This is a genomic window from Corallococcus sp. BB11-1 (assembly GCF_026626625.1).
GTDB lineage: Bacteria > Myxococcota > Myxococcia > Myxococcales > Myxococcaceae > Corallococcus > Corallococcus soli.
Map to the genome: position 1 here is coordinate 1 of NZ_JAPNJY010000029.1, position 26,595 is coordinate 26,595.

The 26,595-nt window shown below is 71.8% G+C and carries 20 protein-coding genes; 11 read left to right on the forward strand and 9 right to left on the reverse strand.

Features of this window, described 5'->3' with window-relative positions; genetic code table 11:
* The 3 genes from OV207_RS24935 to OV207_RS24945 form a co-directional block, all read left to right on the forward strand.
* Positions 1 to 282 (forward strand): DUF2760 domain-containing protein (locus OV207_RS24935; RefSeq protein WP_267557650.1); only part of this gene is annotated, 282 nt, incomplete at its 5' end.
* Between the two features lie 96 nt (positions 283 to 378).
* Positions 379 to 2,241 (forward strand): Hsp70 family protein, encoded by a 1,863-nt coding sequence (locus OV207_RS24940; protein WP_267557651.1) that lies wholly within the window; start codon positions 379 to 381, stop codon positions 2,239 to 2,241.
* A 25-nt stretch (positions 2,242 to 2,266) separates the two neighbouring features.
* Complete coding sequence (locus OV207_RS24945; RefSeq protein WP_267557652.1) at positions 2,267 to 5,047, forward strand: Hsp70 family protein; 2,781 nt, start codon at positions 2,267 to 2,269, stop codon at positions 5,045 to 5,047.
* Between the two features lie 190 nt (positions 5,048 to 5,237).
* Here the strand turns inward: OV207_RS24945 and OV207_RS24950 are convergent, their stop codons facing one another.
* From OV207_RS24950 to OV207_RS24960, 3 genes are all read right to left on the reverse strand, one after another.
* Positions 5,238 to 5,687 (reverse strand): hypothetical protein, encoded by a 450-nt coding sequence (locus OV207_RS24950; protein ID WP_193347883.1) that lies wholly within the window; start codon positions 5,685 to 5,687, stop codon positions 5,238 to 5,240.
* Between the two features lie 239 nt (positions 5,688 to 5,926).
* Entirely contained in the window at positions 5,927 to 7,726 is a 1,800-nt protein-coding gene (locus OV207_RS24955) for a bifunctional metallophosphatase/5'-nucleotidase (protein ID WP_267557653.1), read from the reverse strand.
* 58 nt (positions 7,727 to 7,784) lie between these two features.
* On the reverse strand, positions 7,785 to 9,059 hold the full coding sequence (locus tag OV207_RS24960; protein WP_267557654.1) for a myxosortase-dependent phytase-like phosphatase: 1,275 nt from the start codon (positions 9,057 to 9,059) through the stop codon (positions 7,785 to 7,787).
* A gap of 137 nt (positions 9,060 to 9,196) precedes the next feature.
* Between OV207_RS24960 and gmd the strand changes: the two genes are divergently transcribed.
* Positions 9,197 to 10,171 carry a GDP-mannose 4,6-dehydratase gene (gmd, locus tag OV207_RS24965; protein ID WP_193347881.1) on the forward strand — a complete coding sequence of 325 codons (975 nt, stop codon included), beginning with the start codon at positions 9,197 to 9,199 and terminating at the stop codon, positions 10,169 to 10,171.
* A 1-nt stretch (position 10,172) separates the two neighbouring features.
* The gene (locus OV207_RS24970) at positions 10,173 to 11,105 is read left to right on the forward strand and encodes a GDP-mannose 4,6-dehydratase (RefSeq protein WP_267557655.1); all 933 of its coding nucleotides are present in this window, start codon (positions 10,173 to 10,175) and stop codon (positions 11,103 to 11,105) included.
* An 18-nt stretch (positions 11,106 to 11,123) separates the two neighbouring features.
* On the opposite strand, the gene OV207_RS24975 is transcribed toward OV207_RS24970, so the two are convergent.
* Positions 11,124 to 11,858 carry a hypothetical protein gene (locus OV207_RS24975; RefSeq protein ID WP_193347879.1) on the reverse strand — a complete coding sequence of 245 codons (735 nt, stop codon included), beginning with the start codon at positions 11,856 to 11,858 and terminating at the stop codon, positions 11,124 to 11,126.
* Positions 11,859 to 11,948: 90 nt separating this feature from the next.
* On the opposite strand from OV207_RS24975, the gene OV207_RS24980 reads away from it, so the two are divergent.
* The gene (locus OV207_RS24980; RefSeq protein WP_193347878.1) at positions 11,949 to 12,461 is read left to right on the forward strand and encodes an NADAR family protein; all 513 of its coding nucleotides are present in this window, start codon (positions 11,949 to 11,951) and stop codon (positions 12,459 to 12,461) included.
* 64 nt (positions 12,462 to 12,525) lie between these two features.
* Here OV207_RS24980 and OV207_RS24985 read toward each other — a convergent pair whose 3' ends face one another.
* Positions 12,526 to 13,098, reverse strand: coding sequence for a hypothetical protein (locus tag OV207_RS24985; protein WP_193347877.1), 573 nt, complete (start codon positions 13,096 to 13,098; stop codon positions 12,526 to 12,528).
* A gap of 56 nt (positions 13,099 to 13,154) precedes the next feature.
* Positions 13,155 to 14,267, reverse strand: a complete 1,113-nt coding sequence (locus tag OV207_RS24990; protein WP_193347876.1) for a glycosyltransferase family 4 protein — start codon at positions 14,265 to 14,267, stop codon at positions 13,155 to 13,157.
* A gap of 30 nt (positions 14,268 to 14,297) precedes the next feature.
* Here OV207_RS24990 and OV207_RS24995 point away from each other — a divergent pair, with 30 nt between their 5' ends.
* The 3 genes from OV207_RS24995 to OV207_RS25005 are packed head-to-tail and all read left to right on the forward strand — an operon-like array spanning position 14,298 to position 18,335.
* Positions 14,298 to 16,538: a glycosyltransferase family 4 protein gene (locus OV207_RS24995; protein WP_267557656.1), complete on the forward strand. Its 2,241-nt coding sequence runs from the start codon at positions 14,298 to 14,300 to the stop codon at positions 16,536 to 16,538.
* A complete protein-coding gene (locus tag OV207_RS25000; RefSeq protein WP_227027017.1) occupies positions 16,535 to 17,488 on the forward strand; it encodes a hypothetical protein in 954 nt (317 codons plus the stop codon). Before OV207_RS24995 ends, OV207_RS25000 begins: the two co-directional genes overlap by 4 nt.
* Before the next feature lie 43 nt (positions 17,489 to 17,531).
* Complete coding sequence (locus OV207_RS25005; protein WP_193347874.1) at positions 17,532 to 18,335, forward strand: hypothetical protein; 804 nt, start codon at positions 17,532 to 17,534, stop codon at positions 18,333 to 18,335.
* A 6-nt stretch (positions 18,336 to 18,341) separates the two neighbouring features.
* Here OV207_RS25005 and OV207_RS25010 read toward each other — a convergent pair whose 3' ends face one another.
* Complete coding sequence (locus OV207_RS25010; protein ID WP_227027016.1) at positions 18,342 to 20,249, reverse strand: hypothetical protein; 1,908 nt, start codon at positions 20,247 to 20,249, stop codon at positions 18,342 to 18,344.
* Positions 20,250 to 20,263: 14 nt separating this feature from the next.
* Entirely contained in the window at positions 20,264 to 21,202 is a 939-nt protein-coding gene (locus OV207_RS25015) for a class I SAM-dependent methyltransferase (RefSeq protein ID WP_227027015.1), read from the reverse strand.
* Between the two features lie 185 nt (positions 21,203 to 21,387).
* Here OV207_RS25015 and OV207_RS25020 point away from each other — a divergent pair, with 185 nt between their 5' ends.
* Complete coding sequence (locus OV207_RS25020; RefSeq protein WP_267557657.1) at positions 21,388 to 25,179, forward strand: FAD-dependent oxidoreductase; 3,792 nt, start codon at positions 21,388 to 21,390, stop codon at positions 25,177 to 25,179.
* Positions 25,180 to 25,183: 4 nt separating this feature from the next.
* Here the strand turns inward: OV207_RS25020 and OV207_RS25025 are convergent, their stop codons facing one another.
* Positions 25,184 to 25,864, reverse strand: coding sequence for a hypothetical protein (locus tag OV207_RS25025; protein WP_267557658.1), 681 nt, complete (start codon positions 25,862 to 25,864; stop codon positions 25,184 to 25,186).
* A gap of 186 nt (positions 25,865 to 26,050) precedes the next feature.
* On the opposite strand from OV207_RS25025, the gene OV207_RS25030 reads away from it, so the two are divergent.
* Positions 26,051 to 26,593: a SixA phosphatase family protein gene (locus tag OV207_RS25030; protein WP_193347871.1), complete on the forward strand. Its 543-nt coding sequence runs from the start codon at positions 26,051 to 26,053 to the stop codon at positions 26,591 to 26,593.
* Positions 26,594 to 26,595: the final 2 nt, after the last annotated feature.

Sequence of the window (26,595 nt, forward strand, 5' to 3'; positions counted from 1 at the left end):
GTGGGCGCGGCGGCCCGCATCGTCCATGAGGGCTGCCGCAAGGTGGTCCACCAGTACCTGACGCTCCAGCCGGTGCTGCCGCAGGGCGAAGGCGACACGGTGACGGTGCCCAACGGCTTCGACGCGCAGCGCATCCGGTTGACGGGCAACGTCGCGGGCCAGCCTCCCTATGGGGGCACGCTGCGGCACCACGGCTGGGTCACGACGGAGGTGAAGTTCCCGTCCGTGAGCCCCGCCATGGAGCCCCGGGTGCTGGCCCCGGCGGAGGTCGAACTCGCCTGACGCCCGCCCGGGCCGCAAGGCAGCACTTCCCGTGAAGTCCCCTCCCCTTCCAGGTGAAAGGATTCGGGGCCCCCTCCACAGGGGTTCCTGAACGATATGGCCCGATACGCAATCGGCATCGACCTGGGCACCACGCACTCCGCGGTGTCCTACTTCAACCTCGAGGACGGCAAGCCGCGCGGCCCCTCGCAGTCCATGCTGCCCGTGCCGCAGGTCACCGCGCCCGGCACCGTGGAGGCGCGCCCGCTCCTGCCCTCCTTCCTCTACCTGCCCGGCGCGCAGGAGTTCCCCGAAGGCAGCCTGGGGCTGCCCTGGAGCCAGGAGCCGGGCGTCATCGTCGGCGACTTCGCCCGCTCGCACGGGGCCAAGGTGCCCACGCGGCTCGTGTCGTCCGCGAAGAGCTGGCTGTCGCACCCGGGCGTGGACCGGCGGGCGGCGCTGCTGCCCTGGCAGGCCCCGGAGGAGGTCCAGCGTGTGTCCCCGCTGGACGCGTCCGCGCGCTACCTGCGCCACCTGAAGGAGGCGTGGGACCACACCTTCGCCCGCGCGCAGGAGGAGTCCGGCAACGCGCTGTCCGCCCAGGAGGTCATCGTCACCGTCCCCGCGTCCTTCGACGCGGCGGCGCGCGACCTGACGCTGGAGGCCGCGAAGGCGGCGGGCCTCCAGCACATCACCCTGCTGGAGGAGCCCCAGGCCGCGCTGTACGCGTGGCTGGAGGCGATGGGGGAGAACTTCCGCCGGCAGGTGCAGCCCGGCGAGGTCATCCTGGTGGTGGACGTGGGCGGCGGCACGTCCGACTTCTCCGTCATCACCGTGAAGGACCGCGAGGGCGACCTGGAACTGCTGCGCGTGGCGGTGGGCGACCACATCCTCCTGGGCGGCGACAACATGGACCTCGCCCTGGCGCACACGCTCAACCAGCGCCTGGCCGCCGAGGGCCGCAAGCTGGACGCGTGGCAGTTCAACGGGCTCACCTACGGGTGCCGGCACGCGAAGGAGACGCTGTACGCGGACCCCGCCGTGGACCGGGTGCCCATCGCCATCCCGGGCCGGGGCTCGTCGCTCATCGGCGGCACGCTGCGCACGGAGCTGACGCGGGAGGAGTTGGACCGCGTCCTCACGGACGGCTTCTTCCCGGTGTCCCCCGTCACGGACCTGCCCCGCACCACCCGGCGCACGGGCCTTGCGCAGATGGCGCTGCCGTACGCGCAGGACGCGGCGGTGACGAAGCACCTGGCGGCCTTCCTCACCCGGCAGGCGCTGGCGCTGGCGGCCAGCGCGGATTCGCCGGTGGACGTGGCGGGCAAGGGCTTCCTGCACCCCACCGCGGTGCTCTTCAACGGCGGCGTCTTCAAGGCCGGCCCGCTCAAGGGCCGCGTGATGGAGGTCCTCAACGCGTGGCTCTCCGCGGAGGGCGCGCCCCCGGCGAAGGAGCTGGAGGGGGCGGACCTGGACCTCGCGGTGGCGCGGGGCGCGGCATACTACGGCTGGGTGCGCCAGGGCCACGGCCTGCGCATCCGCGGCGGCACGGCGCGCGCGTACTACGTGGGCGTGGAGACGGCGATGCCGGCGGTGCCCGGCATGGAGCCGCCCGTGAAGGCGCTGTGCGTGGCGCCCTTCGGCATGGAGGAGGGGACGCAGGCGGACGTGCCGCCGCAGGAGTTCGGGCTCGTCACCGGGGAGCCCACGAGCTTCCGCTTCTTCGCGTCGTCGGTGCGGCGCGATGACCGGGTGGGCGTGCTCCTGGACGACGTGGACTCGGAGCTGGCGTCCGGGGGGCTGGAAGAGGTGGCCCCCATCGAGACGACCCTGCCCGGGCAGCCCACGCCCTTCGGGGACCTGACGCCGGTGAACCTCCAGGCGGCGGTGACGGAGGTGGGCACGTTGGAGCTGCGGTGCCTGGAGAAGGATGGCCCCGGGCGCTGGAAGCTGGAGCTCAACGTGCGAATGAAGGAGTAGAAGAGGCCCCGCACACCGGAGGCGTATGCGAATCGTCGGCATCGACCTGGGCACCACCCATTGCGCGGTGGCATCCGTGGATCCAGGCAAGGGCTCGGGGGCACCCGTCGAGGACTTCCCCCTGCCCCAGCTCGTCCGTCAGGGCGAGGTGGCGCCGCGCGCGCTCCTTCCCTCCACCGTCTACGTCCCCGGGGGCCACGAGCTGGCCCCGGAGTCGCTCCGGCTGCCCTGGGGCGACGACGGCGGCCCGTACGTGGTGGGCGAGCTGGCCCGGTGGCAGGGGGCCCGCGTGCCCGGCCGGCTCATCTCCAGCGCCAAGAGCTGGCTGTGCCACCCGGGCGTGGACCGCTCCGCGCCCATCCTCCCGTGGGGCGCGCCCGCGGACGTCCAGAAGCTGTCCCCGGTGGACGCGTCCGCCCTGCTGCTCACGCACATGGCCCGCGCGTGGGACCACGCCCACCCGGACGAGCCGCTCTCCAAGCAGGAGGTGGTCATCACCGTCCCGGCCTCCTTCGACGAGGCGGCGCGTGCCCTCACGGTGAGCGCGGCGCGCAAGGCGGGGCTGGAGAAGTTCACGCTCCTGGAGGAGCCGCAGGCGGCCTTCTACGACTACACCGCCCGGCACCGCTCCGGCCTGGAGCAGACGCTGGCCCAGGTGCGGCTGGTGCTGGTGGTGGACGTGGGCGGCGGCACCACCGACTTCACGCTGGTGCACGCGGGCGTGTCGCCGGAGGGGCCCATGCTGCGGCGGCTGGCGGTGGGCGACCACCTGATGCTGGGCGGCGACAACATGGACGCGGCGCTCGCGCGGCGCATGGAGGAGAAGCTGTCCAGGGACGGCCGGCGCCTGTCCGCGACGCAGTGGACGCAGGCCATCCAGGCCGCGCGGACCGCGAAGGAGGAGCTGCTCGGGCGCGCGCCTCCGGAGAAGTACGGCCTGTCGCTCATCAGCGAGGGCAGCCGGCTCCTGGGCGGCACGCTGTCCACGGAGCTGGGGCGCGACGAAGCGCAGGCGCTGGTGCTGGACGGCTTCTTCCCCCTGTCCCCCGCCGGGGAGCGCCCCCGCCGCACGGCGCGCATGGCGCTCCAGGAGCTGGGCCTTCCGTACGTGCAGGACCCGGCCGTCACCCGCCACCTGGCGGCCTTCCTCGCGCAGCACGCGGCGGCGGGCTTCGCGGCGCTGGGAGAGACGCCCGCGACGGAGGGCGCCCTGCCCCGCCCGGACGCCATCCTGCTCAACGGCGGCGTGTTCAACTCGCCCCAGATCTCCGCGCGGCTGGTGGACGCGCTGTCCGCGTGGTGGCCGCAGGCGCCGCGCATCCCGCTGTTGAAGCATGAGTCGCTGGAGCTGGCCGTCGCCCGGGGCGCGGCGTACTACGGCCTGGTGCGGCGCGGGCATGGGCTGCGCATTGGCGGCGGCGCGGCGCGGGCCTACTACGTGGGCCTCCAGCGCGGCGCGGACAGCGCGGAGCAGCCCACGCTCTGCCTCATCCCGCGCGGCTTCGAGGAGGGGCAGAAGGTGGACCTGGGCGAGCGCCCCTTCACGCTCACCCTGGGCCGGCCGGTGCAGTTCGCGCTCTACTCCACGACGAGCGACCGCATCGACAAGCCGGGGGACCTGGTGCCCCTGGCGGACGACCTGAAGCCGCTGCCGCCCATCCACACGCTGCTCAAGGGCGCGGCGGGCAAGGTGACGGAGGTGCCGGTGCACCTGCAGGCGGCGCTCACGGAGATTGGCACGCTGGAGCTGTTCTGCGTGTCCGACGTGGCGGACGAGCGCTGGCGCCTGGAGTTCGAGCTGCGCGGCACCGGCGGCTCGCACGAGCTGACCGTCACGGAGTCCATGCCCGCGCGCTTCGCCGAGGCGAAGGACAACGTGGAGCGCGTCTATGGCAACAAGCCGCTGCCGCTGGGCCCCAAGGACGTAAAGCAGCTGTCGCGCACCCTGGAGAAGGTGCTGGGCCCGCGCGACACGTGGCGCGTGCCGGTGCTGCGCGAGCTGTGGAGCACGCTGTACGCGGGGGCCAGCAAGCGCCGCCGCACGGATGACCACGAGCGCGTCTTCTACAGCCTCACCGGCTTCTGCCTGCGCCCCGGCTTCGGCTACCCGCTGGACGGCTGGCGCGCGGAGCAGACCTTCAGCCTCTTCGACGCGCTGGTGCAGCACCACCAGGACAAGGCCGTGTGGACGGAGTTCTGGGTGATGTGGCGCCGCATCGCGGGCGGCCTCACCGAAGCGCAGCAGCAGAAGCTCTTCACCTACCTCCAGCCGCACCTGGCCCGGCGCATCCCGCTGGAGGCCCCCGCGCAGGCCGCGAAGCTCAAGGGCATCCAGCCGGAGGGCCTGGACGAGATGGTCCGCACCGTGGCCTCGCTGGAGCACCTGTCCCCCGGCGACAAGACGGAAGCCGGCCGGTGGATTGCTTCCCGACTGAAGGTCGAGTCCCGCTCCGGCGGCCCGTGGGCGTGGGCCCTGGGCCGGCTGGGCGCGCGCGTGCCGCTCTACGGCAGCAGCCACAAGGTCGTGGACGTGGAGACCGCGGAGACGTGGCTGGAGCTGCTGCTGATGCTGGACCTGCGCAAGGTGGACGGGGCGCCCTTCGCCGCCGCCCAGCTCGCGCGGCTCACCGGCGACCGCACGCGCGACCTGGACCCGGAGCTGCGCGAGCGCACCGCCCAGGCGCTCGTCGCGGCCAAGGCGTCCGACACCTGGGTGCGGATGGTGCGCGAGGTGGTGGCCCTGGAGGCCGCGGACGAGGCGCGGGCGCTCGGCGACACCCTGCCGGCGGGCCTGCGGCTGTCCTGAGCCACGACGCGGACAACGGCGTCCTGGAGGACCGGGGCGCCTCACCTGCCGCGGTCCCCGGGCGGATCATCCCGGGGCCGTCAGCGGCAGGCTGAAGGCTGGAGGCACGCACCGCCGGGCGGATCCATCCCATGCGGGGCGCGCGCGTCGAGCACGCACCCCACCCGGGTGGGACGTCCCGGCCGGCGGATCAGACCGGGGCGGTGGCCGTCGCGTCGGTGTCGTCGGCCGCGTCGTGGACCGCCGCGCTCAACTCCACGAGCGTGGGCTCCACCGGCGCCACGTCGAGCGGCACGGCGGAGACGACGACCTGGAGCACGGGCTCCACGGTGACCGCCGCCACGACCTTCGTGGCGGCCGCCTGGGCCTCGTCCTTCTTGGGCTTCTTCGTGCCCGCGCCCGAGCGGCAACCCCGGCACCAGGGCTGGTTGCGGATGGCGCCATCCGCCATCTTGCGCAGCCCGAACTGCGCCAGCGGCCTGAGCGTCTTGCACTTCAGGCACATCAGCGAGATGAGCACCTCGTGGCCGTCCGCGTCGTAGACGGAGGACTTGCGCCGCTTGCGAGGCTGCCCCGGCTCACGCGCCTTTTCCTTCTCGGGCGCCACCGGGACCATCATCGGGGTCACTTTGTAGAGCATCTCTGTCCCTCCCACGCACGAACTCCTGCTTGCGCACGCTGGCTCAGGGCCCGGCTGGCAAGGGATCTCGCGTGCCCTAGAGTAGGGAGGTTTCCGCCCGTTGGAAACTGATCCCAGGCCGAAAATTCGGCCCGGGCGCCTTTCGCTGATCTTTCGCTGGGTTGCGGACCCGTTCAGTGCCAGCGGATCAGCGGAGGGAGAAAATTTCCAACCCCAGGGACGCCCGGGGCGTCAGGGGTTCAGGGCGTCGCGTCCGCGCACGGGGCCTCGCTCCGCGCCATGTGGACGCGGCCAAGTGCCGGTGGCTTCAGGGCATTCTTCCGCGCGTGGCCGTAGGCGGCCAGCACGTCGCGCAGGTCCCGTCCTTGCAACAGGCTGATCCGCTCCGGTGGCAGGCTGGACGTCAGCGGCCCCACCCCGTCCCCGCCGCGCAGGAGGAAGTCCGGCACGGCGACCCGGTAGGTCCTCTTCGCCTTCAGCGGCGCGCCTCCCGGCAGCGTCACGCCCCGGAACCGCTCCGGCCCCGGGCAGGCGCCCAGCGTGACCTCCAGCCCGGACACCGCGAAGACGCCCATCCGGCCGCCATAGGCGAGCGAGAGGAGGCGGCGCACCTCGTCCGCCGTCAGCTCCAGCACCGCCAGCGTGTTGTCGAAGGGCAGGACCTCGTAGAGCTTGCCGAAGGAGAGCGGGCCCGCGGGCAGGTCCGCGCGGATGCCGCCCGCGTTCATCACCGCCGCGTCGGAGCGGGCCTCGGCGCGCATGGCGTCCGCGATCAGGTTCCCCAGCGCGCTCTCCGCGTCGTACACCTGCGGCATGCGGGCGGTGACCTCCACGCCCACCGGGCGGCGCTGCTCCACCGCCATGCGCTCCTCCGCCGTGGCCACCAGCGCCGCCACCCGCGCATCCGGCGTCACCGGCGCGCCCAGGAACGTGGCCGGCACCATCCGCACGTCCTTCGCGTCGCGCAGGCGCAGCGGATCACAGGTGTTCAGCGTGGCGTCCACCGCGCCGCACACCGGGATGGCGGCCTGGATGCGGGTGCGCTCAGGCAGCACGCGGCGCTTCACCGGATCCACGAAGAGCTCCACCACGCCGAACGAGCGGGACAGGCCCGTCGTCTCGATGACGGGCACGTCGCCGAAGAAGTGCCCCATCGTCTGGTGCGTGTGGCCCGCCACCACCGCGTCCACGGAGCCCGGGGGCAGCGCGTCCAGCACCTCGTAGATTTCGCCGTTCTCCCGCGAGCACCCGGAGGTGTCGCGCGGGTTGGACAGGTCCGTGCACTTGCCGCCCGCGTGCGCGACGGCGACGACGACCTCCGCGCCCTTCGCGCGCAGGGCCTGCGTGGCCTCCTGCGCGGAGCGGGCCAGCGACTCGAACCGCAGGCCCACCACGTTCGCGGGGTTCGTCGTCTGCGGCGTCTGGAGCGTGGACAGGCCCAGCAGGCCCACCTTCACGCCCTTCACGGTGACGACGGCGGTGCCGTCGTTGCCCAGCCAGGCCGGGTGGCGGCCGTCCAGCTCGCGCACGTTGGTGGACAGGAAGGGGAACTTCGCCTGCGCCACGCGGGCCTTGAGCGCGCCCAGCGGATCCTCGTCCGGACGCGTGGCGACCGGCACCGGGCCCACTGGCCCGTAGTCGAACTCGTGGTTGCCGATGGCGACCGCCGTGTAGTCGAGCAGGTTGTACACGTCGACCACGATGGCGCCCTCGCCCAGGTTGGACGCCAGCGTGCCCTGGAACATGTCGCCGCCGTCCAGCAGCAGCACGCCGCCCGGGTTGTCCTCGCGCAGCCGGGCCACGTAGGACGCGAAGAGCGCCGCGCCCCCCTGCTCCACCTTCTGCCCGTCCGGCAGCGTGGCGCGGTGGGGCATCACCCAGCCGTGGAAGTCGTTGGTGCCCACCACCGTGAGCCGCAGGGGCTCGGCGACGGCGGGCGGAGCGGCGGGCGTGACGGCTTCAGCGGCGGGCCGCGGGCCACCCCGGCACGCGGAGACGAGCGCCGCGAGGGCCAGGGCGGTGAGACGAAAGGAGCGCATGGGGCGCGCACTTCATCCCGCGCCCCCTTCGCTTTCAACCCGCTTCGCGCCTGCCCGGTCAGCCCCGGCGCCGGCGGCTCCGGAGCGCCATGCCCAGCAGGCCCAGCATCGCGACGGCCGGGACCGACGTGCTGGAGCACCCGCAGCCGCCGTCCGGGCTGTCGCCGCTGCCCCCCGGATTGCCGGGCCCCGGGATGACGACGCCACCACCGCCGCCATCCTGGGCGGTGCCACCATCGCCGGTGCCGCCGTCTCCGCCCGTGCCCCCGTCCACCTGCTGCGCGATGGCCAGCGGCGGCGTGAAGGCCCGGGCCACGCTGCCCCAGGAGGTGAGCTTCAGGTTGTCGCCCAACGTGCTGCTGCTGAGCGCGTCATGCGCGACGAAGAGCCCCTCCGGGAAGGCCGCGCCCAGCGCGCCCGGGTACGCCACCACGCCGCGCGACTGGTCCACCCCGTCGGAGCCACCGTCCTGCACCCCCTGGAACGCGCCCACCCGGCCCAGCGTGCGCCGGTCGAAGACGACGAAGGTGCTCGCGTTCGGATCCGACACCACCAGGTAGCCATCCACGCCGGACGACGCGTAGAGCGTCAGCCGTCCGACGGACGACAGGCCGCCATCCCCCAGGGGCACCACCTGCTGGCCCTCGATGCCGGCGTCCACGTCCGAGCCGTAGCGGTAGAGCCCCTGTCCCTGCTGGGCCACGTAGACGGCGCGCTGGGACGGGTCCACCGCGAGGCCCGTCACGAAGCCGGTGGGGATGTCCCGGACCGGCGTGGCCGTGACGCCCCCGTCCGTGGGGGTCAACACCAGCTGCCGCAGCCCCCCGCCCGCCAGACCTCCGAAGGCCTGGAACGTCCCGTCCGCCGCGCGGAACAGGCGCACCATGCCGTAGCTGGTGCCCACATCCAGCGGCGCCGCCGTCGGCGACAGGCGGCTGAGCCCTCCGCCCGCGTCCGGAGCGGAATCCGGCACGTAGGGCACCAGGCCCGACAGCGTGGGGTTCGCGCTGACCACGAGCGCCTGCGTCACGCCGTCGCCCACCGGGAAGCCGTACACCACGTCCACGCTCGACGACGTGCCCTCCGTGAGGGTCTGCACCTCCGTGCCGTCCAGCGTGTAGGCGAACAGGCCATTGTTCCGGTCCGACGTGAGGAGTCGGCTGGCCGCCGGGTTGCTGGAGTTCACCCACAGCGCCACGTCGTCCACCGTGCCGGCGGAGCGGGCGCCGGGCCGGGTCTGGGAGCTGTAGGGGACGGCCACCGGAGGCGTCTGCGCCCCCGCGACCGTGCTCACGCAGAGGGCCGTCAAGGCGGAGAGGGAGGCACTACGCATGGGCAACTCCTGGGCAGGTCGCTCCCTACCTAGGCATGGGCGCGGACCGGGACAAGTTCCAGGAACCCTGGAACGGTTGGCAGACAGCGAAAGGCTCGGGTACAACGAACACGTCTCCCAGCGAACAGACAAGGGCCATGGCCACCAAGCGCGCACTCATTACGGGCATCACCGGGCAGGACGGCAGCTATCTGGCGGAGCTGCTGCTCAAGAAGGGCTACGAGGTGCACGGCATGGTGCGCCGCTCTTCCGAGGAGAAGTTCGAGCGCATCGCTCACCTCCAGGGGAAGATCCAGCTCCACCAGGGCGACCTGCTGGACCAATTCTCGCTGGCGGCCCTGCTGAACCTCACCCAGCCGGACGAGGTCTACAACCTGGCGGCGCAGTCCTTCGTGCCCACGAGCTGGAACCAGCCGGTGCTCACCGGTGAGTTCACGGCGCTGGGCGTGACGAAGATGCTGGAGGCCATCCGCCACACCCGCCCCCAGGTGCGCTTCTACCAGGCGTCCTCCAGCGAGATGTTCGGCAAGGTGCTGGAGGTGCCGCAGTCGGAGGAGACGCCCTTCTACCCGCGCAGCCCGTACGGCGTGGCGAAGGCCTACGGCCACCACATCACGGTGAACTACCGCGAGTCCTTCAAGCTCTTCGCGGTGAGCGGCATCCTCTTCAACCACGAGTCGCCGCGCCGGGGCCTGGAGTTCGTCACGCGCAAGGTCACGTACAACGTGGCGCGCATCAAGCACGGGCTCCAGGACACGCTGCCCATGGGCAACCTGGACGCCAAGCGCGACTGGGGCTTCGCGGGCGACTACGTGGACGCCATGTGGCGCATGCTCCAGCAGGACACGCCGGAGGACTTCGTCGTCGCCACCAACGAGACGCACACCGTGAAGGAGCTGGTGGAGATCGCCTTCGGACGCGTGGGCCTGGACTGGCAGAAGTACGTGAAGACCGACCCCGCGTTCGTGCGCCCGGCGGAGGTGGACCTGCTCATCGGCGACTACGACAAGGCGAAGAAGAAGCTCGGCTGGGAGCCCACCGTGCGCTTCAAGCAGCTGGTGGAGATGATGGTCGACGCCGACCTGGAGCGCGTGAAGGCAGGGCAGCGGTAAGATGCGCGTCCTCGTCACGGGAGCGGATGGCTTCGTCGGCCGGCATGCCTGCAGCGCCTTCAGGGCGGCCGGCGACGAGGTGGTGGAGGTGCATGGGCCCCGGGGCGAGGGCATCAGCAGCACCGCCCTGCATTTCGACATCGCCGATGAGGCGAAGGTCAAGGCGGCGGTCGCCGAGGTGAAGCCGGAGGCGGTGCTGCACCTGGCCGGCTTCAGCTCGGTGGCCAAGAGCCACCAGAACCCCGCGCGCGTCTTCGCGGTGAACACCATGGGCGTGCTGCACCTGCTCACCGCCCTGCGCGAGAGCGCCCCCAAGGCGCGCGTGCTGGTGGTGGGCTCGGGTGAGGTCTACGGCCCCGTCGCGGAGGGCACCCTCGCGACGGAGTCCCACCCGCACGTGCCCCTGAGCCCGTACTCGGCGTCGAAGTCCGCCGCGGAGCTGGCCGGGGAGCAGTTCTTCCGCAGCTACGGCATGGAGGTCATCCTCGCCCGGCCCTTCAACCACCTGGGCGCCGGGCAGGACCCCACCTTCGTCGTGCCGTCGTTCGCCGCGCAGATCCGCGCCATCGCGCTGGGCACGGTGGACCCCCTGCTGCGCACGGGCAACCTGGACGCCATCCGCGACTTCTCCCACGTCAGGGACGTGGTGGACGCGTACCGGCTGCTCCTGGAGAAGGGCCAGCCGGGGCAGGCGTACAACGTCTGCAGCGGCGAGGGCCGCACCATCCGCAGCCTGCTGGAGGAGATGCTGCACCTGGCCGGCGTGCAGGCGCGCATCGAGCTGGATCCGGCGCGGCTGCGCCCCTCCGACATCCCCAGCCTCGTGGGCTCGGCGGACAAGCTGCGCGCGCTGGGCTGGTCCCCGAAGCTCAGCGTCGCGGATGCGCTGCGCGACGTGCTGGGCCCCCGGGTGGGCGGAGCGCCGTCGCACTGACGGCCGTCCTGGCGTGCCTCACACGGGGCGCGCCAGGGCCTCCCACGCCTCGAACCTGCGGTCCAACGCGGTGAGGGCCCACAGGTCCGCCGCGTTGCCGGGCGTGAGGGCGGCCAGGTCCCGCTGGAGGAACTCGCGGGCCTTCACCTCGCCCCACTCGGACAGGATGCGCAGCGCCATCAGCGACGGCCGGCGCGCCACCATCCGCAGCAGCACGTCCACCACGCGCGGGCTGCGCTCCGCGGCCGACAGCCGCTGCACGGCTTCGTGACGCGACTCCGGCGTGGAGTCCTCCGCCTCCAGGGGCGCGGCCAGCTCCTCGAACCGCGCCTCGTCCAGGAGCACCGTGGGACGGGCGCTCTCCCAGTGCTCCACCGTGACGGTGGTGCGCCCCCGGGCCACGCACTCGCGGCGGATGCCGTCCCCGCGCAGCACGTCCAGGATGCGCTCCGGCGCCGGCGTGCCCCCCTCCACCGTGCGCAGCGCGCGCTGCGACAGCATGGGGGACTGGCCCAGCAGGTGCGTGCGCAGCACCGTGGCCTCCGCGGCCTTCTCACCGCCCGCCGACACCCGGTCCCACTTGAGGAACACCTCCGCCATGCCGCGCTCGCGCACGTACCAGCGGTACTCCAGCCACACCGCCCCCCCACGCCCGGAGAAGCGCGGGTCCGACGGCTCATGGAGGCGGGGCGCGCCCTCCCGAGTGCCAGTGAAACAACGGTCCAACAGCTTCTGGGCTTCTTGAAGGCGCATGGCGGAAGGGCCGGCATTGTAGAAGGCCCCGTCAGGTTCCTCCACCGCCCCACGTTCGTGTCATTTCAACACCAACCCAGCGAGGCAACGATGGAGCTGAGGACAGAGCGGTTCACGTTCTTCTGGAAGGAGGACTCGCCGTTCTCCCAGTGGCACCCGTCCGTGTTCGAGGTGGAGGGTGTGCGCTACACCTGCGCGGAGCAGTACATGATGGCGGGCAAGGCGCGCCTCTTCGGGGACACGCGCGTGCTGGAGCAGGTGCTGCGCGCCGCCACGCCCAAGCAGCACAAGGCGCTGGGCCGCAAGGTGAGCCCGTTCGACGCGGCCGTGTGGGAGCGGGAGCGCGAGCGCATCGTGTATGAGGGCAACCACGCGAAGTTCACGCAGCACCGGCTGCTGCTGGACACGCTGCTGTCCACCGCGGGCACCGTGCTGGTGGAGGCCAGTCCCATGGACCGCATCTGGGGCGTGGGACTGAACGCGGAGGACCCGCGCATCCAGGACCCCGCGCAGTGGCGGGGGCTGAACCTGCTGGGCAAGGTGCTCACCCGCCTGCGTGAGGACCTGCTCGCCCAGGGGATGAAGCCCCTGCTCCAGCGCTGAGGTGGGACCAGGAAGGGACCGCCGCCTCGCAAGGGGGTCCCTTCCCGTCCTCCGGGCGCGTCCGTCAGAACTTGAAGCGCGCTGACTGCTCCGGCATGCCGTTGAAGTCCAGGTGCAGCGCGCCGTGGTCGCCGTTGCCCTTCTCGCTCCACTCCTGCTTCAAGAGGGAGAGGTCGAACGACAGGTCCTTGTAGACGAGCGCCTTGCACCGGTCGCTGTTCGCGTCGTGCAGCACGGTCAGCTCCGCGCGGGGCTCGCCCTTCGCCGTCTTCGTGAACCGCCCGTCCCACGCGAGGCCGTAGCGGTGCGTCTTGCAGCCGCCGCCGTGCCGCACGCCGAGCTTCAGGATGTTGCCCTGGACGCTCTGCGACTCGATGGCGATGGGGTCACGCGGCGCGGGCGTCTCCGTCACCTCCAGCGGCATCACCTCCACGGCCTCCTTGCCCTCGGCCGCCTCCGCGGCTTCCGCCGGCGACGGCGCCTTGTGCTCCGGCGGCGTCACGGGGGTGGGCGGGGCCTCCTGCTCCACGCTCGCGGGCGGTGGGGGCTCCTGGGCCTCCTCCTTGCGCGCGGCGTTCGAGCCCGCGCACCCGAGCAGCACTCCGCAGACGATTCCACTCCACACGAGCAGTCGCATGTTCCTCCCTGAGGGGCCCTCGCGGGCCGGTTCGCCGTGAGCCTGTTCCACCCCGCCTACCGGCGGTGCCGGAGCGCCGCATCGTACGCGGCCCGCGTCCCCTCCGCGGTGCGCGCCCAGGTGTACTTCGCGGCCTGACGCGGGCCCGCCTCCGACAGCGCGCGGCGCTCCGCGGGGGAGCCGAGCAGCCGGTCGATGACCGCCGCCAGCCCTTCCGCGTCGTCGGGATCCACCGCGGGGGCCGCGTCGCCGCACACCTCCGGCAGCGAGCCCGCGGTGGACACCACGGTGGGCGTGCCCAGGCGCATGGCCTCCAGGGGCGGCAGGCCGAAGCCCTCGTAGCGCGAGGGGAAGACGAACAGCGCCGCGCGGCGCATCAGCGCGTAGAAGATGGCGGACGGCTGGTAGCCCAGCGCCCGGATGTCCAACCCTTCGGAGCGCAGCCGCGCGATGCGCGTCTCCACCTTGCCGGAGCCGAACCAGCTCTGCCCGGCGAGCACGAGCGTGAAGGGCCGCCCTTGCGCGGCGAGCCGCTCCTGCGCGTCCAGCACCAGGTCCACGTTCTTGCGCACGTCGAGCGAGCCCGCGTACAGCACGTAGTCCTTCGGCAGGCTCAGCGCGCGCAGGAAGTCCTCCCCCGCGGCGTCCAGCTCCGGCACGTTCACGTGGTCCACGCCGATGGGCACCACCACGGTGCGCGGCTCCACCTGCGGGAAGCGGCGCAGCAGGTCGTCGCGCGTGCACTCGCTGATGCACACCAGCCGGTCCGCGAGCGTCAGGCTGCGCGCCAGCCACATCCGGAACTGCCAGTGGAACGGCTTGGAGACCGTGCTCGGCATGTCCAGCGGCACCAGGTCCAGCACGGTGAGCACGTAGGCGGTGCCCGGCACGCGCCTGAGCGGCAGGTTGAAGTTGCCGAGCGCGTGGTAGACGGGCGGCGGTGACTGCCGCAGCACGCGCGGCAGCGAGCCCAGCGTCCACGCCGTCCGCTTCTGGGCACCCCGGGGATGGTCGCCCGACGTGCGCGCGCCCATCAGGCTCAGCGCGACGCCCTGGGCCTGGAGCGCGTCCGCCAGGCAGTGCGTATACAGGCCGATGCCCGTGGTGGGTTCGTCCCAGAGGGTGGCGTCGAGGGCGATGGGTCCGAGGGTCGACACGGGCCGCCTCATACCATGCCCCTGTGCTAGACAAGGCACCGCATGGCGGTCCACCAGTTGATCCCGAGCTTCGGCCCCGGCGATGCCTCCGGGCAGGCCGCGCTGCACCTTCAACTCCTGCTGCGCCGCATGGGGCACGCGGGCGACATCTACGCGGAGGAGGTCGGCGCGGGACTGGAGGGCATGGCCCACCGCGCCCTCGCGCTGAAGCCCCGGCCGGACGACCTGGTGCTGTACCACCACGGCATCGCGTCCGCGCTGAGCGGACGCCTGCTGCACCTGCCGTGCAAGCGCGGCGTGGTGTTCCACAACATCAGCCCCGCGCGCTTCTACGCGGGCACGCCGCTGGAGCACGCGCTCATCGCGGGCCGCGCGCAGGTCGCCGCGATGGCGCCCTTCCTGGACGTGTCGTTCGGGGACTCGGACTACAACTGCGCGGAGCTGCGCGTCGCGGGCCACCGCAACGTGCACACCGTGCAGCTCTTCGTCGAACCGGAGCGCTTCGCCACCTCCGGCGCGGATGCACGGATGCTCGCGGAGCTCTCCGGCCCCGGGCCCACCCTGGTGTCGGTGAGCCGGGTGATGCCGCACAAGCGCTTCGAGGACCTGCTGGCGCTGCACCGGGAGCTGCTGCGCATCCGTCCCCAGGCGCGCCTGCTGCTCGTGGGCGGCTATGAGGCGGGCAGCCGCTACTTCAAGGGGCTCCAGCGCGAGGCGAAGGCCCTGGGCGGGGTGGAGTTCCTGGGGCGCCTGTCGCATGCGCAGCTCGTGGCCGTGTACCGCTCCGCGTCCGTGTTCGTGTCCATGAGCGAGCACGAGGGCTTCAGCGTGCCCATCATTGAAGCCATGGCCTCCCAGGTCCCGGTGATGGCGTACGCGGCGGCGGCGGTGCCGGAGACGATGGGTGGGGCGGGCATCGGGTTCGACCAGAAGCGCTTCGCGTTCCTCGCGGAGCTGGCGGTGGACCTGAGCGAGGACCTGGACCTGCGCCGGTCCGTCATCGAGGGCCAGACGCGCCGGCTCCAGCACTTCTCCCCCGCCGCGGCGCAGGTGTCGCTCGAGCGGGCGCTCACGGGCGTGGTGCCCCCGCCGCCGCGTCCCCGCCGGGCCCCGGCGAAGAAGCGGCCGCGCGTGGCGCTGGTGGTGCAGCGCTACGGCGAGGTGACGGGCGGCGCGGAGAGCCACGCGGCCCAGGTGGCGGAGCGGCTGGCGCCGCACTGGGACATCACGGTGCTGACCACCTGCGCGAAGAACCACCTGTCGTGGGAGAACGCCTTCCCGCCGGGCGAGGAGCGCGTGGGCCGGGTGAAGGTCCTGCGCTTCCCGGTGACGCGCAAGCGCAACATCCAGGCGTTCAACGGGCTGTCGCGTCAGGTGTTCGACAAGAACAACGAGCGGCTGCGCGAGGAGCAGTGGGTGGCGGAGCAGGGCCCGCTGAGCCCGGGGCTCATCGAACACCTGGCCTCCACGCAGGACGCATACGACGGCTACCTGTTCTTCACGTACCTGTACGCGCCCACGGTGATGGGCCTGCCGCTGGTGGCGGACCGCGCGATGCTGGTGCCCACCGCGCACGACGAGCCGCCCATCCGCTTCGGCGTCTACGGGGACGTGTTCAACCGGCCCCGGGTGCTGATGTGCAACACGCCGGAGGAGGTCGCCATGTTCGGGCGCTTCCATCCGGAGCACGCGCGGGCGCGGGTGGTGGGCGTGGGGGTGGACGCGCTGCCCGCCGTGCCCGAGCGCTTCCGGCAGAAGCACGGCGTGCACGGCCGCTACCTGCTCTTCGTGGGCCGGCTGGAGCCGGGCAAGGGCGTGCCGGAGCTGCTGTCGTTCTACCGCAAGCTGCGCGAGCGCTACGCGGACGCGCCGGAGCTGGTGCTCGCGGGCGAGGCGCACATGGCGCTGGACGGCGAGGGCGTGCGGCACCTGGGGCGCATCGACGAGCAGGACAAGCACGACGCGCTCGCGGGGGCACTGGCCGTGGTGGTGCCGTCGAAGTTCGAGAGCCTGTCGCTGTTGACGCTGGAGGCGTTCGTGCACGGGACGCCGGTGCTGGTGAACGGGCACTCGGACGTGCTGGTGGGACAGGTGGAGCGCAGTGGCGCGGGCCGGGTGTACCGGGGGTTCGCGTCGTTCATTGAAGGACTGCGCGAAGTGGGCGAGGCCCGCGACGCGCTGGGCAAGCGGGCCCGCACCTACGCGCAGCGGCACACGTGGCCCCAGGTGGTCGCGGCGTACCGGGAAGAAATGGCGCGCATCGTCGAGGAGACACACCGATGAAGCTGCTCGGACGGGACATTCCCACGGGGGCCCTGCTGGCCCGCATCGAAGAGCGGCTGCGCACGCGCGGGCTGCCCACGTCGGAGGCCGCGGAGGTGCCGGAAGACGGCGTCGAGCCCCGCGTGGATCCGCTGACGTTCAACATGCACGCGCTGGAGGAGAACGCGGACACCACGCGCGCCCTGCCCCTGCACACGCACCGCGGGGGCGCGGGCCAGGTGGTGCTCCTGGCCAAGTGGGCCTTCCGCAAGTCGTGCCAGGTGTTGATCAACGAAACGCTGGGGCGCCAGCGCGTGTTCAACGGGCTGGTGCGCGACTCGTACGCCCAGCTCTCCGCGGAGGTCCTCCGGCTGCGCCGGGAGGTGGACACGCTGCGCGCCCAGGCGGCCCGGGCCCCGCGCGCGGAAGGAGCACGGCCGTCCATGACGCCCGGGTTCGAGCCCACCCGGCACCCGAAGCCGCCGCCGGACATCGAGTACGGCCATCCCTCGATGCCCGCGCACGACGGCCACAGCCGCGGCCCCAGGCCCCTTGCGTCCGAGGACGGGCGCGCGCGTCCGCCGAAGCCACCGCCCGACATCGCGTATGGGCGTCCGGCGAAGCCCTCTCACGCGGAGCACGGTGAGGCCTCCGGGCCCTCCGTCGCGAAGGAGCAGCGTCCTCCCGCGAAGCCCCCGCGCGCCGTGCGGGGGCAGTCCGTCAAAGGCGCCGAGGGCCGTCCCACGCGGGAGCCTTCGCGCCCGGAGCGCCCCCGTTCGCGGCCTCCCGCCACCCGCCGCTCCACGAAGCCCTCCTCGGGAGGGACTCGCGGTCGCCCGTCGAAGCCGCCTGCCTCCCACAAGGTGCCTCCCGGCCCCGAGGAAGCCCCCGGCCCCACCGGGCCCGCGCCCGCCACGCAACCACCCGCGCGCGGTTCGCGGGCGAAGCGCGGCGGCCCGAAGAAGAAGTAGCCTCACGCACGCGCTGTGCGTCGCAATCGAAGGGGGAACCATCATGCGTTCATGCATCGTCGCCTTGGGCCTGCTGACCCTGTTCGGGTCCTCGCGGGCCGAGGCCGCCGGCAACGCCGTCGCCATCATCTGGAAGGGCTCCAAGACCCAGGCCGACGCCGAGGCCCAGAAGGAGTCCTGGGGCGACCTCGGCACCGTGCTCGGAAAGACGGGCCTGACACTCGAGGACGGATATCCCAAGCTCGTCCAGAGCAAGACCGTGCCCGGTCTCAAGCCCGGCTTCTGGGTGTGGCTCATGGGCGTCTGCGCCGCCGACAAGGCGCCCCCCATCGTCAAGCACATCAAGCTGCTCTCCCCGGAGACCTACGCCCGCGAGGTGAAGGTCCCCGCGAAGAAGCAGTCCTGCCCCCAGCACGAAGGCGCCGCCCTGGAGGCCCGGGAGGAATCCCTCAAGCTCCCTTCTGGCGAAACCCTGCGCGTGTTCACCCGCGAGGAGCGCGAGGACTCGAAGGAGCATGAAGGGCAGTGGGACTCCAGTTCGCGGACCCGGTACCACTTCGTCCTCTTTGACAAGGGCGGCGAGGTGCTCGGCTCGGCGGACGCCGTGGGCGAGGAGGACGTCAACAAGAACACGGGCGACGGCCCCACGGTCTACAGCTGCGACTTCACGAGCCTGGAGGCGTCCAAGGAGGGCTCCTTCGTCCTTGCCCGCATGTGTGGCGCGGGGGCCGGCGAGTGCGGCGCCCTGATGTCCGCGGACGAGGTCGTCACCGTGAAAGTGAGCGGCACCACCGTCTCCGCCAGCGACCCGAAACGCCAGAACGCCCAGTACGCCGACTGCGACTGAGCGCCCTCAGTGGAACCGGTAGACGGTGACGTAGCCGTCCCGGTGCACCAGCTCCCCGCCCAGCTCCTCCTCGATGAATCGGTGCCGGACGGGGTGGAAGAGGTGGGTCACGTACCACTTGAAGTGGTGCTCCTTCAGGAAGCGCCGCATCTCCTCGCGCTCCTCCGGCGGGACGGGGGTGAAGGCGGAGCGCATCCCTTCCGCCGCGCGGATCAACCGCGAGTCCACCAGCGCCGACTCGCGCACCGGCAGCCGCGACAACCGCGCGTAGGACACCGGCTTGCCGTGGAAGAGCTGCTCCCACTGCCCCTGCACGTTGTCCGTCAGCACCGCCACTGGCATGGGCGCGTCGCGGATCTCCTCGAACACCGGGGGCAGTTGGGGCACCGGGGGCATGGACATCAACAGGCCCCGGTACTCCACGTTGGGCACCACGGCCACCGCGAGCGCCACCGCCACGCCCAGCCGGGCATCCCACCGTGACGCCCAGGCGCCCGCGTGCGCCGCCGCGAACGCCACCAGCACCGCCAGCGACAGCATCGTGAGCAGCACGAAGCGCACCGGCATGCCGCCCCGGGAGAACAGCGGCACCACGTGCTTGAACACCACGTAGGGCAGTGGAATCTGCACCTTGAGCGGCTGGCCGAACGCCGTCAGCGGCTCCGCCCACGACAGGTAGACGGCGATCGCCAGCAGCAGCAGCACGTCCCGCCGCCACACGCGCTCCCGCCACGCGGGCACCAGCGCCACCCCCAGCGTGATGCCCAAGAGCAGCACCACCGGGGACAGCCGGTCCTCCATCCCGATGTTGAGCACCGTCCCCATGGACAGCACCGCGAAGCCCAGCCCCAGCCCCAGCCACCGGCGCCCGTCCGGCACGCCCCGCCACAGCGCGAACGCGGCCAGCAGCGGCGTCACCCAGCCCAGGAACGTGCCCGTCTCCTCGGCGTTGGTGGACATCTTCGTGCGCACGATGTCGAGGGAGAACTCGCGCACCTTCGCTGGCAGCGACACCATCCACGCGGACTGCGTGTCCGGGATGAAGAACGCGTACAGGTCCGCGAAATAGTCGGAGTCCCCGTGGTGGATCTGCAGCGGCGCTGGGAACGCATGCAGCAGCAGCGGCACGATGGGCGGCACGCACGCGAGCCCCGCCGCCAGCCCCGCCGCCGCCGCGCGGCGCACCAGCGGGTCCTTCCACGTGTCCAGCGACACGAGCGGCCCCCGCTTCCACCGCTCCGCCACCACCCACAGCAGCGAGAACAGCGCGATGTAGACGAGGTAGTAGTAGTCACACAGCAACACATACAGCGCGCAGGCGGCCAGCCCCGCCAGCCACCGGCGCCGGCCCTCGTCCAGCCACCGGAAGAAGCAGTAGAGGTAGAGCGGCAGCCCCTCCAGCGCGGACAGGTTCAGGTGCGCCGTCGCATGCAACAGGTGGTAGCGCGAGAAGTCGAACACGCACGCCCCCGCGAGCGCCGCAGCAGCAGCCAGCCACGGCCCGTGACCCGCGCGCTCCAGCAGGTAGCGCAGCAGGAGCCACGACGTGTAGCCCGTCAGCACGAACGAGCCGAACATCACGACGTTGTACGCCGTCTCCACCGGCATCCACGGCAGCAGCACCACGCCCCAGAGCGTCTTCGCGGGCGACAGCGTGTGCCAGTACAGCTCCGCCCCCAGGGGCCAGTGCAGCAAGGGCGCGAAGAAGGGGTTCTGCGGCTGCAGCCAGACCGCCTGGCGCATCCACCCGAGGTGCCACATGTTCATGTAGACGTCCTCCCGGCCGCCCAGCACGTACCCCTTCAGGTGGGACACGAGCGGCCAGGTGTGGAACGCCGACAGCAGGACGAACACCCCCAGCACCAGCGGGTGCAGCGCCCGCCGCGCCAGGGGAGACATGGGCTGGGAGGGCATGGGCGCCGGGGGACTCAGAGAGGCCGCTCGGCGGCCATCAGCATGTTGTCGCCCAGGTTGAACGGGATGGACCAGCCGGACGGCACGCCCCGCCGCAGCAGCTCCAGCACCGGCGCCGCGGGCGTGAAGCTCGCCCCCACCTTCCGCAGCAGGTAGTCCGCGGAGATGATGTGCGTGTACGTCCGGGCGTCCGTGACGCGGAAGCCCACCTCCTCCAGCAGCGTCGCCAGGGTGCGGCGGCCGAAATAGAAGAGGTGCATGTCCATCAGCCACGGCCACTGCCCGCCCATGGCTCGCGCCAGCAGGCTGCCCGCGTCGATGGTGGACAGGTAGATGCGGCCGCCGGGGCGCACCAGCTTCAGCGCCGCCTTCAGCTCCTCGCGCGGATCCGCGAAGTGCTCCACCACGTCCCACAGCGTCACCACGTCGTACTGGAGCCCCTTCGCCGCCAGCTCCTTGAGGGGCACACCGTGCACGGTGAAGCCCAGGCCCCGCGCGTGGTTGCCCGCCCAGCGCGACAGCTCCAGCCCCTCCGGGCGGAAGCCCGCCTCCCGCGCCACGTCCAGGAAGTAGCCGCAGTAGGCGCCCACATCCAGCAGCGTGCGCCCCTGGGCCGGGCCCAGCTCGCGCAGCACGCGGCGGAAGGTGTGGTAGCGGTTGTCCTTCTCCGCGACGTAGAGGGGGTCCTCCACGTCCTGGTACGCCTGCAGCAGCGCGTCCGGGGACTGGATGGGCCACTGGAACAGCATTCCGCAGTCCTCGCAGCCCCAGATGGGCGGATGGCTGCGGTGGCCAAAGGACGTGCAGTTGTAGGCGGCCGCCCCCTCGGGTTGGGTGCCGGCGACGCGCGCCCGGTGCCGCAGGCGCAGGCGCCCTCCCCTGCACAGGTAACAGGCGTCCGGCACGGGAGCCAGGTGCGGTTCAGAGGCACGACGGGCGGCGTTGTCCATCATGGCGGCGCACCGTAACCCCAAGGCAGGGCCGCCTCAACACGTCGGATGGGGACAAGCCGGGGCACTGGCCGCCATCGGCTGGGCCCATCCTTGCCCGTAAGCCCCCTTGCTTTCCGGACGACACGCCGCGAAATAGGCCCCCTTCCGGAATCGTTGTCCCAGGTTCACCTCCCCTGCCCCGTGACATGCGCGCCTTGACCGAACCCGCCTCCGCCCCTGCTCCCACCCTCCACCTGGGCCTGCCGGGTTTCTCCTTCGAGGACCTGTACCGCCCCAGCGGCCTGCGCCGGCTGGCGGAGCGCTTCGACGCCCAGCTCCAGGGGGACGCCCCAGACCTGTTCCAGGCGTTCGACGCCTACCGCAAGGCCGGAGGCACCACCCCGTCCGGCCCGGCCGAGTCCGACCTGCTCATCCAGGTGGCCCGCCACGTCTCGCGCTTCGTCGCCACGCTGTTCGGCATCGGCACGGAGTCCGACCGGCTGGCCCGCCACCTGCGCGGCGAGCTGCCCCTCTTCGACTTCAAGCGCGAATTCATCACGCGCCGCGTCTTCAAGAAGGGCGCCCAGGACCGGCCCACGCTCGCGGAGTTCCCCGCGCTGGACGGCCGGATGCGCCTGCTCATGCAGCTGGGCTTCCCGGACGCGCTCGCGCACGGCGACCTGGAGCGCGGCCTGGCGGAGTCCATCCTGACGCTGCTCGACGTCGAGCGGCTCTACTCCGGCAACCTGCCTCCCGCGCAGCAGGACCGCGCCCCCGCCCTGCGCGAGCAGTGGGCCGCCCTGCGCCTGGCGCTCATCGCCGCCCCCGAGGGCGCGGACGCGTTCGGCTCCAGCCTGGTGACCAAGGGCGACGACGCGGCGGAGCTCCAGTCCGTGCGCGCGCTGCTGTCCCTGGCGGACCGGTGGACGTACGCCCGCGCGCTGCACCCGGAGACGAAGGCGCTCTTCCACACCTGGCCCACGCTCCGGCTGCCCAAGCCCCTGGTGTTCGACCAGTTGGTGCAGTTGCAGCGCCCGGACGCGGCGCTGGAGGAGAAGACGGAGGGCCTGGAGCACCACCTGCGCCACCGCGACGGCTTCAAGCTCACCGACCGCCGGGGCACCCCGCGCGACGTGATGAACGAGGTGGACTACTGCGTCATCTGCCACGAGCGGCAGAAGGACTCCTGCTCCAAGGGCTTCCCCGCGAAGGACCCGGTGGCGGAGGGGCACTCGTTCAAGAAGAACCCCCTGGGCATCCCGCTCACCGGCTGCCCGCTGGACGAGCGCATCTCGGAGGCGCACGCGCTCAAGCGCGAGGGTGACTCCGTGGCGGCGCTGGCCATGGTGACGCTGGACAACCCCATGTGCCCGGGCACCGGCCACCGCATCTGCAACGACTGCATGAAGGCGTGCATCTTCCAGAAGCAGGAGCCGGTGAACATCCCGCTGGCGGAGACGGCCACGCTCACCGACGTGCTGGAGCTGCCGTGGGGCTTTGAAATCTACGGCCTGCTCACGCGCTGGAACCCGCTCAACGTCCGCCGCCCGTACGCCCTGCCCTACGTGGGCCGCAACGTGATGGTGGTGGGCCTGGGCCCCGCCGGCTACACGCTGTCGCACTACCTGCTCAACGAAGGCTTCGCCGTCACCGGCGTGGACGGCCTCAAGATTGAACCCTTCCCCGACGAGCTGGTGGGCCGCAACGGCCACGCGCTCGCGCCCATCCGCGACTGGCGCGGGCTCACGCGCGAGCTGGACGAGCGCGTGCTGGAGGGCTTCGGCGGCGTGTCCGAGTACGGAATCACCGTGCGCTGGGACAAGAACTTCCTCACGCTCATCCACCTGACGCTCGCGCGCCGCGAGGGCCTGCGCATCTACGGTGGCATCCGCTTCGGCGGCACGCTGACGCTGGAGGACGCCTGGGCGCTGGGCTTCGACCACGTGGCCATCGCCGCGGGCGCGGGCCGCCCCACCATCATCGGGATGAAGAACAACCTCATCCGGGGCATCCGCAAGGCCTCCGACTTCCTGATGGCGCTCCAGCTCACGGGCGCCTTCAAGCGCGACTCGCTGGCGAACCTCCAGGTGCAGCTGCCCGCCATCGTCATCGGCGGCGGCCTCACCGGCGTCGACACCGCCACGGAGCTGATGGCGTACTACCCGGTGCAGGTGGAGAAGGCGCTGGAGCGCCATGAGAAGCTGGTGGCGGACCTGGGCGAGGAGGGCGTCGTCGCGCGCCTGGACGCCGAGGAGCGCGCCACCTACCAGACCTTCCTGGAGCACGGCCGCGCGGTGCGCGCCGAGCGCCAGAAGGCCCACGCCGAGGGTCGCTCGCCGGACTTCATCCACCTGGTGCGCGCGTGGGGCGGCGTGAGCCTCTGCTACCGCCGCGGCCTCACCGAGTCCCCCGCCTACCGCCTCAACCACGAGGAGGTGACGAAGGCGCTGGAGGAGGGCATCCGCTTCATCGAACGGATGAGCCCCGTTGAAGCGCTGGCGGACGACTCCGGCGCGGTGCGCGCCCTGCGCTTCGAGCGAATGGTGACGGTGGACGGCAAGCTCAAGGGCAGCGGCCAGTTCTTCGAGCTGCCGGCGAAGACGGTGTGCGTGGCCGCGGGCACGTCCCCCAACGTCACGTACGAGAAGGAATACCCGGGCACCTTCCAACTGGACGGGCGCAAGGAGTACTTCCAGGGCCACGAGCTGGTGGAGGCCGCGGACGGCACGCCGGACGGCTTCACGCTCCAGTCGGTGCCCGCCACGGAGGACCCCGAGGCCAAGGTGGGCTTCTTCACGTCCTACCAGCAGGGCGGCCGCTTCGTGTCCTTCTACGGCGACAACCACCCGACCTACGCGGGCAACGTGGTGAAGGCCATGGCCAGCGCGAAGGACGGGCACCCCCAGGTGGCGCGCCTGTTCGCCAGGGAGGTCGCGGGCCTGGACTTCACGGACGCGGGCGCCCAGGCGGCGCGCGAGGCGAAGCGCGCGGAGCACTTCGCGAAGCTGGACGAGGCCTTCCTCGCCACCGTGGTCGCGGTGAACCGGCTGACGCCGACCATCGTGGAGGTGGTGGTGCGCGCGCCCTTCGCGGCGAGCCACTTCCAGCCCGGCCAGTTCTACCGCCTGCAGAACTTCGAGCGGAGCGCCCCCGTCGTGGACGGCGTGCGCCTCACCATGGAGGGCCTGGCCCTCACGGGCGCGTGGGTGGACAAGGAGAAGGGGCTGATGGGCACCATCGTGCTGGAGATGGGCTCCTCCTCCCGCCTGTGCGCCGCGCTCAAGCCCGGCGAGCCCGTCGTGCTGATGGGACCCACGGGCGCCCCCACCGAGATCGGCCACAACGAGACGGTGGTGCTGGTGGGCGGCGGCCTGGGCAACGCCGTCCTCTTCTCCATCGCGCGCTCGCTCAAGGCGGCCGGGTGCCGCGTCGTCTACTTCGCCGGCTACCGGATGAAGGCGGACTCCTTCAAGCAGGAGGAGATTGAACTGGGCACCGACCAGGTCATCTGGTCCGTGGACGGCGGGGAGCTGCTGGACGTGCGCCGCCCGCAGGACGCGGCCTTCCGGGGCAACGTGGTGCAGGCGATGGTGGCCTACGCCGAGGGCAAGCTGGGCGTGGCGCCGGTGATTTCGCTGAGCGAGGTGGACCGCATCATCGCCATCGGTTCGGACCGGATGATGCGCGCGGTGGCCGAGGCACGGCACGGCGTCCTCCAGCCGTACCTGAAGCCCGGACACGAGGCCATCGGGTCCATCAACTCGCCGATGCAGTGCATGATGAAGGAGATCTGCGCCCAGTGCCTCCAGCGGCACGTGGACCCGCTCACCGGCAAGGAGACGTGGGTGTTCTCCTGCTACAACCAGGACCAGCGGCTGGACCACGTGGACTTCGTCAACCTGAACCAGCGCCTGCGCGGCAACACGGTGCTGGAGAAGATTGGCGACACCTTCCTCGCGCAGCTCTTGAAGAAGGCCCCGCACCTCAAGCGCGTCTGAGCCTTCAGCGCCGCACGCCCGCGAAGGCCTTGAGCATGTCCTGATAGTTCTTCGTCAGGTCGGCTTCGCGGGTGAGCACCACGTCCACGTTGGCGTCGCCGAACTCGCGGCGCGCCTCCGGCAGCTTCTGGAAGGACTCCACCTCCCGCCGCATGGACTCCACCTGCGGCGCCAGCTCCTGCTGCTGCTCGGCGGGCATGCGGGCCTGGAGCGCCTCCAGCTTCTTGAGCTCCTCCTCGTACTGGAGCGTGCGCCCCATCTGCCGCTGGCTGATGACGGAGGTGACGACCTCCGCGATGCGGTTGACCTCGTCGGTGGTGAGGCCCGCCGCCGTGCGCGCGTCCGTCTCCGCCTGGGCCTTGCGCTCGATGAGCTTCAGGCCGGAGCGGGCGGCCTCCAGCGCCTGGGGCGTGCCCGCGTCCATCAGCGGCCCCATGTCCTGCAGGCTCCGCATCAGCGAGCCGTAGACCTCCAGCATCTTGCGCTGGTAGCCCACGTACGCATCCAGCTTGGCCTTCGTCACCGTGTAGGGACCGGCGCCCTCCGCGCCCGGGGCCGCCTCGCCCTCCAGGCGGGCAACCGTCCCGGTTCCTTCTCCACCCGCCTCCGGGCTCCCGCCGTCCATATCCTTGCGACACGCGCAGAGGACCAGGACCACGGGCAACCACCACCACAGCTTGCGCATGCCACCTCCAGCGAACGCCACCGGCGTGGGGCAGTGTATGCTGCGACGGGCCCCCGCGAGCGCCGGTTGCCGAACGCCGACCTTGCCCCGGCTGTTCCGGCCACTGAACATTCGCCTCATTACCTTTGACCAACCGGGCCACGGTCATGTACGAACCGCGGGCTTGTCGCGTTCAGTGGAGGGACTTTGAGGATTTTCCTGGTAAGGCACGGCGATGCGGACGCAGAGATCCCCGAGGGTCTCGGCGACGAGGCGCGCGCGCTGACCGCGAAGGCCCGCGCGAACATCGCCCAGCACTTCACGTCGCTGTCTGAGCGCATGGGGCCCATCAGCCTCATCCTCACCAGCCCGCTGGTGCGCACCGTTCAGACGGCGCAGATCCTCTCCTTCTCGACGAAGCACGAAGGCCTCCTGCGCGTGCACCGCTGCCTGCTCCCGGACATGCCGGTGGGCGCGGTGGAGCCCGTGCTCAAGGACAACAACGACGAGAACCTCGTCCTCGTCGGCCACCAGCCCTCCATGGGCGCGCTGGCGGCGCACCTCCTGGGGATGCAGTCGTTCCCCAAGCCGGTGAACCCGGGCACGGTCATCGCCATGGAGTGGCCGGACACGCCCACCAGCACCGAGGACCAGGTCCCCGGCGAGAAGGGTGAGAATCCCCCCGCCCAGCACCTGAAGTTCCTGTTCTACGCCGCCCCCGGCCAGCAGGTTCTCGACGTCATCCAGTGACG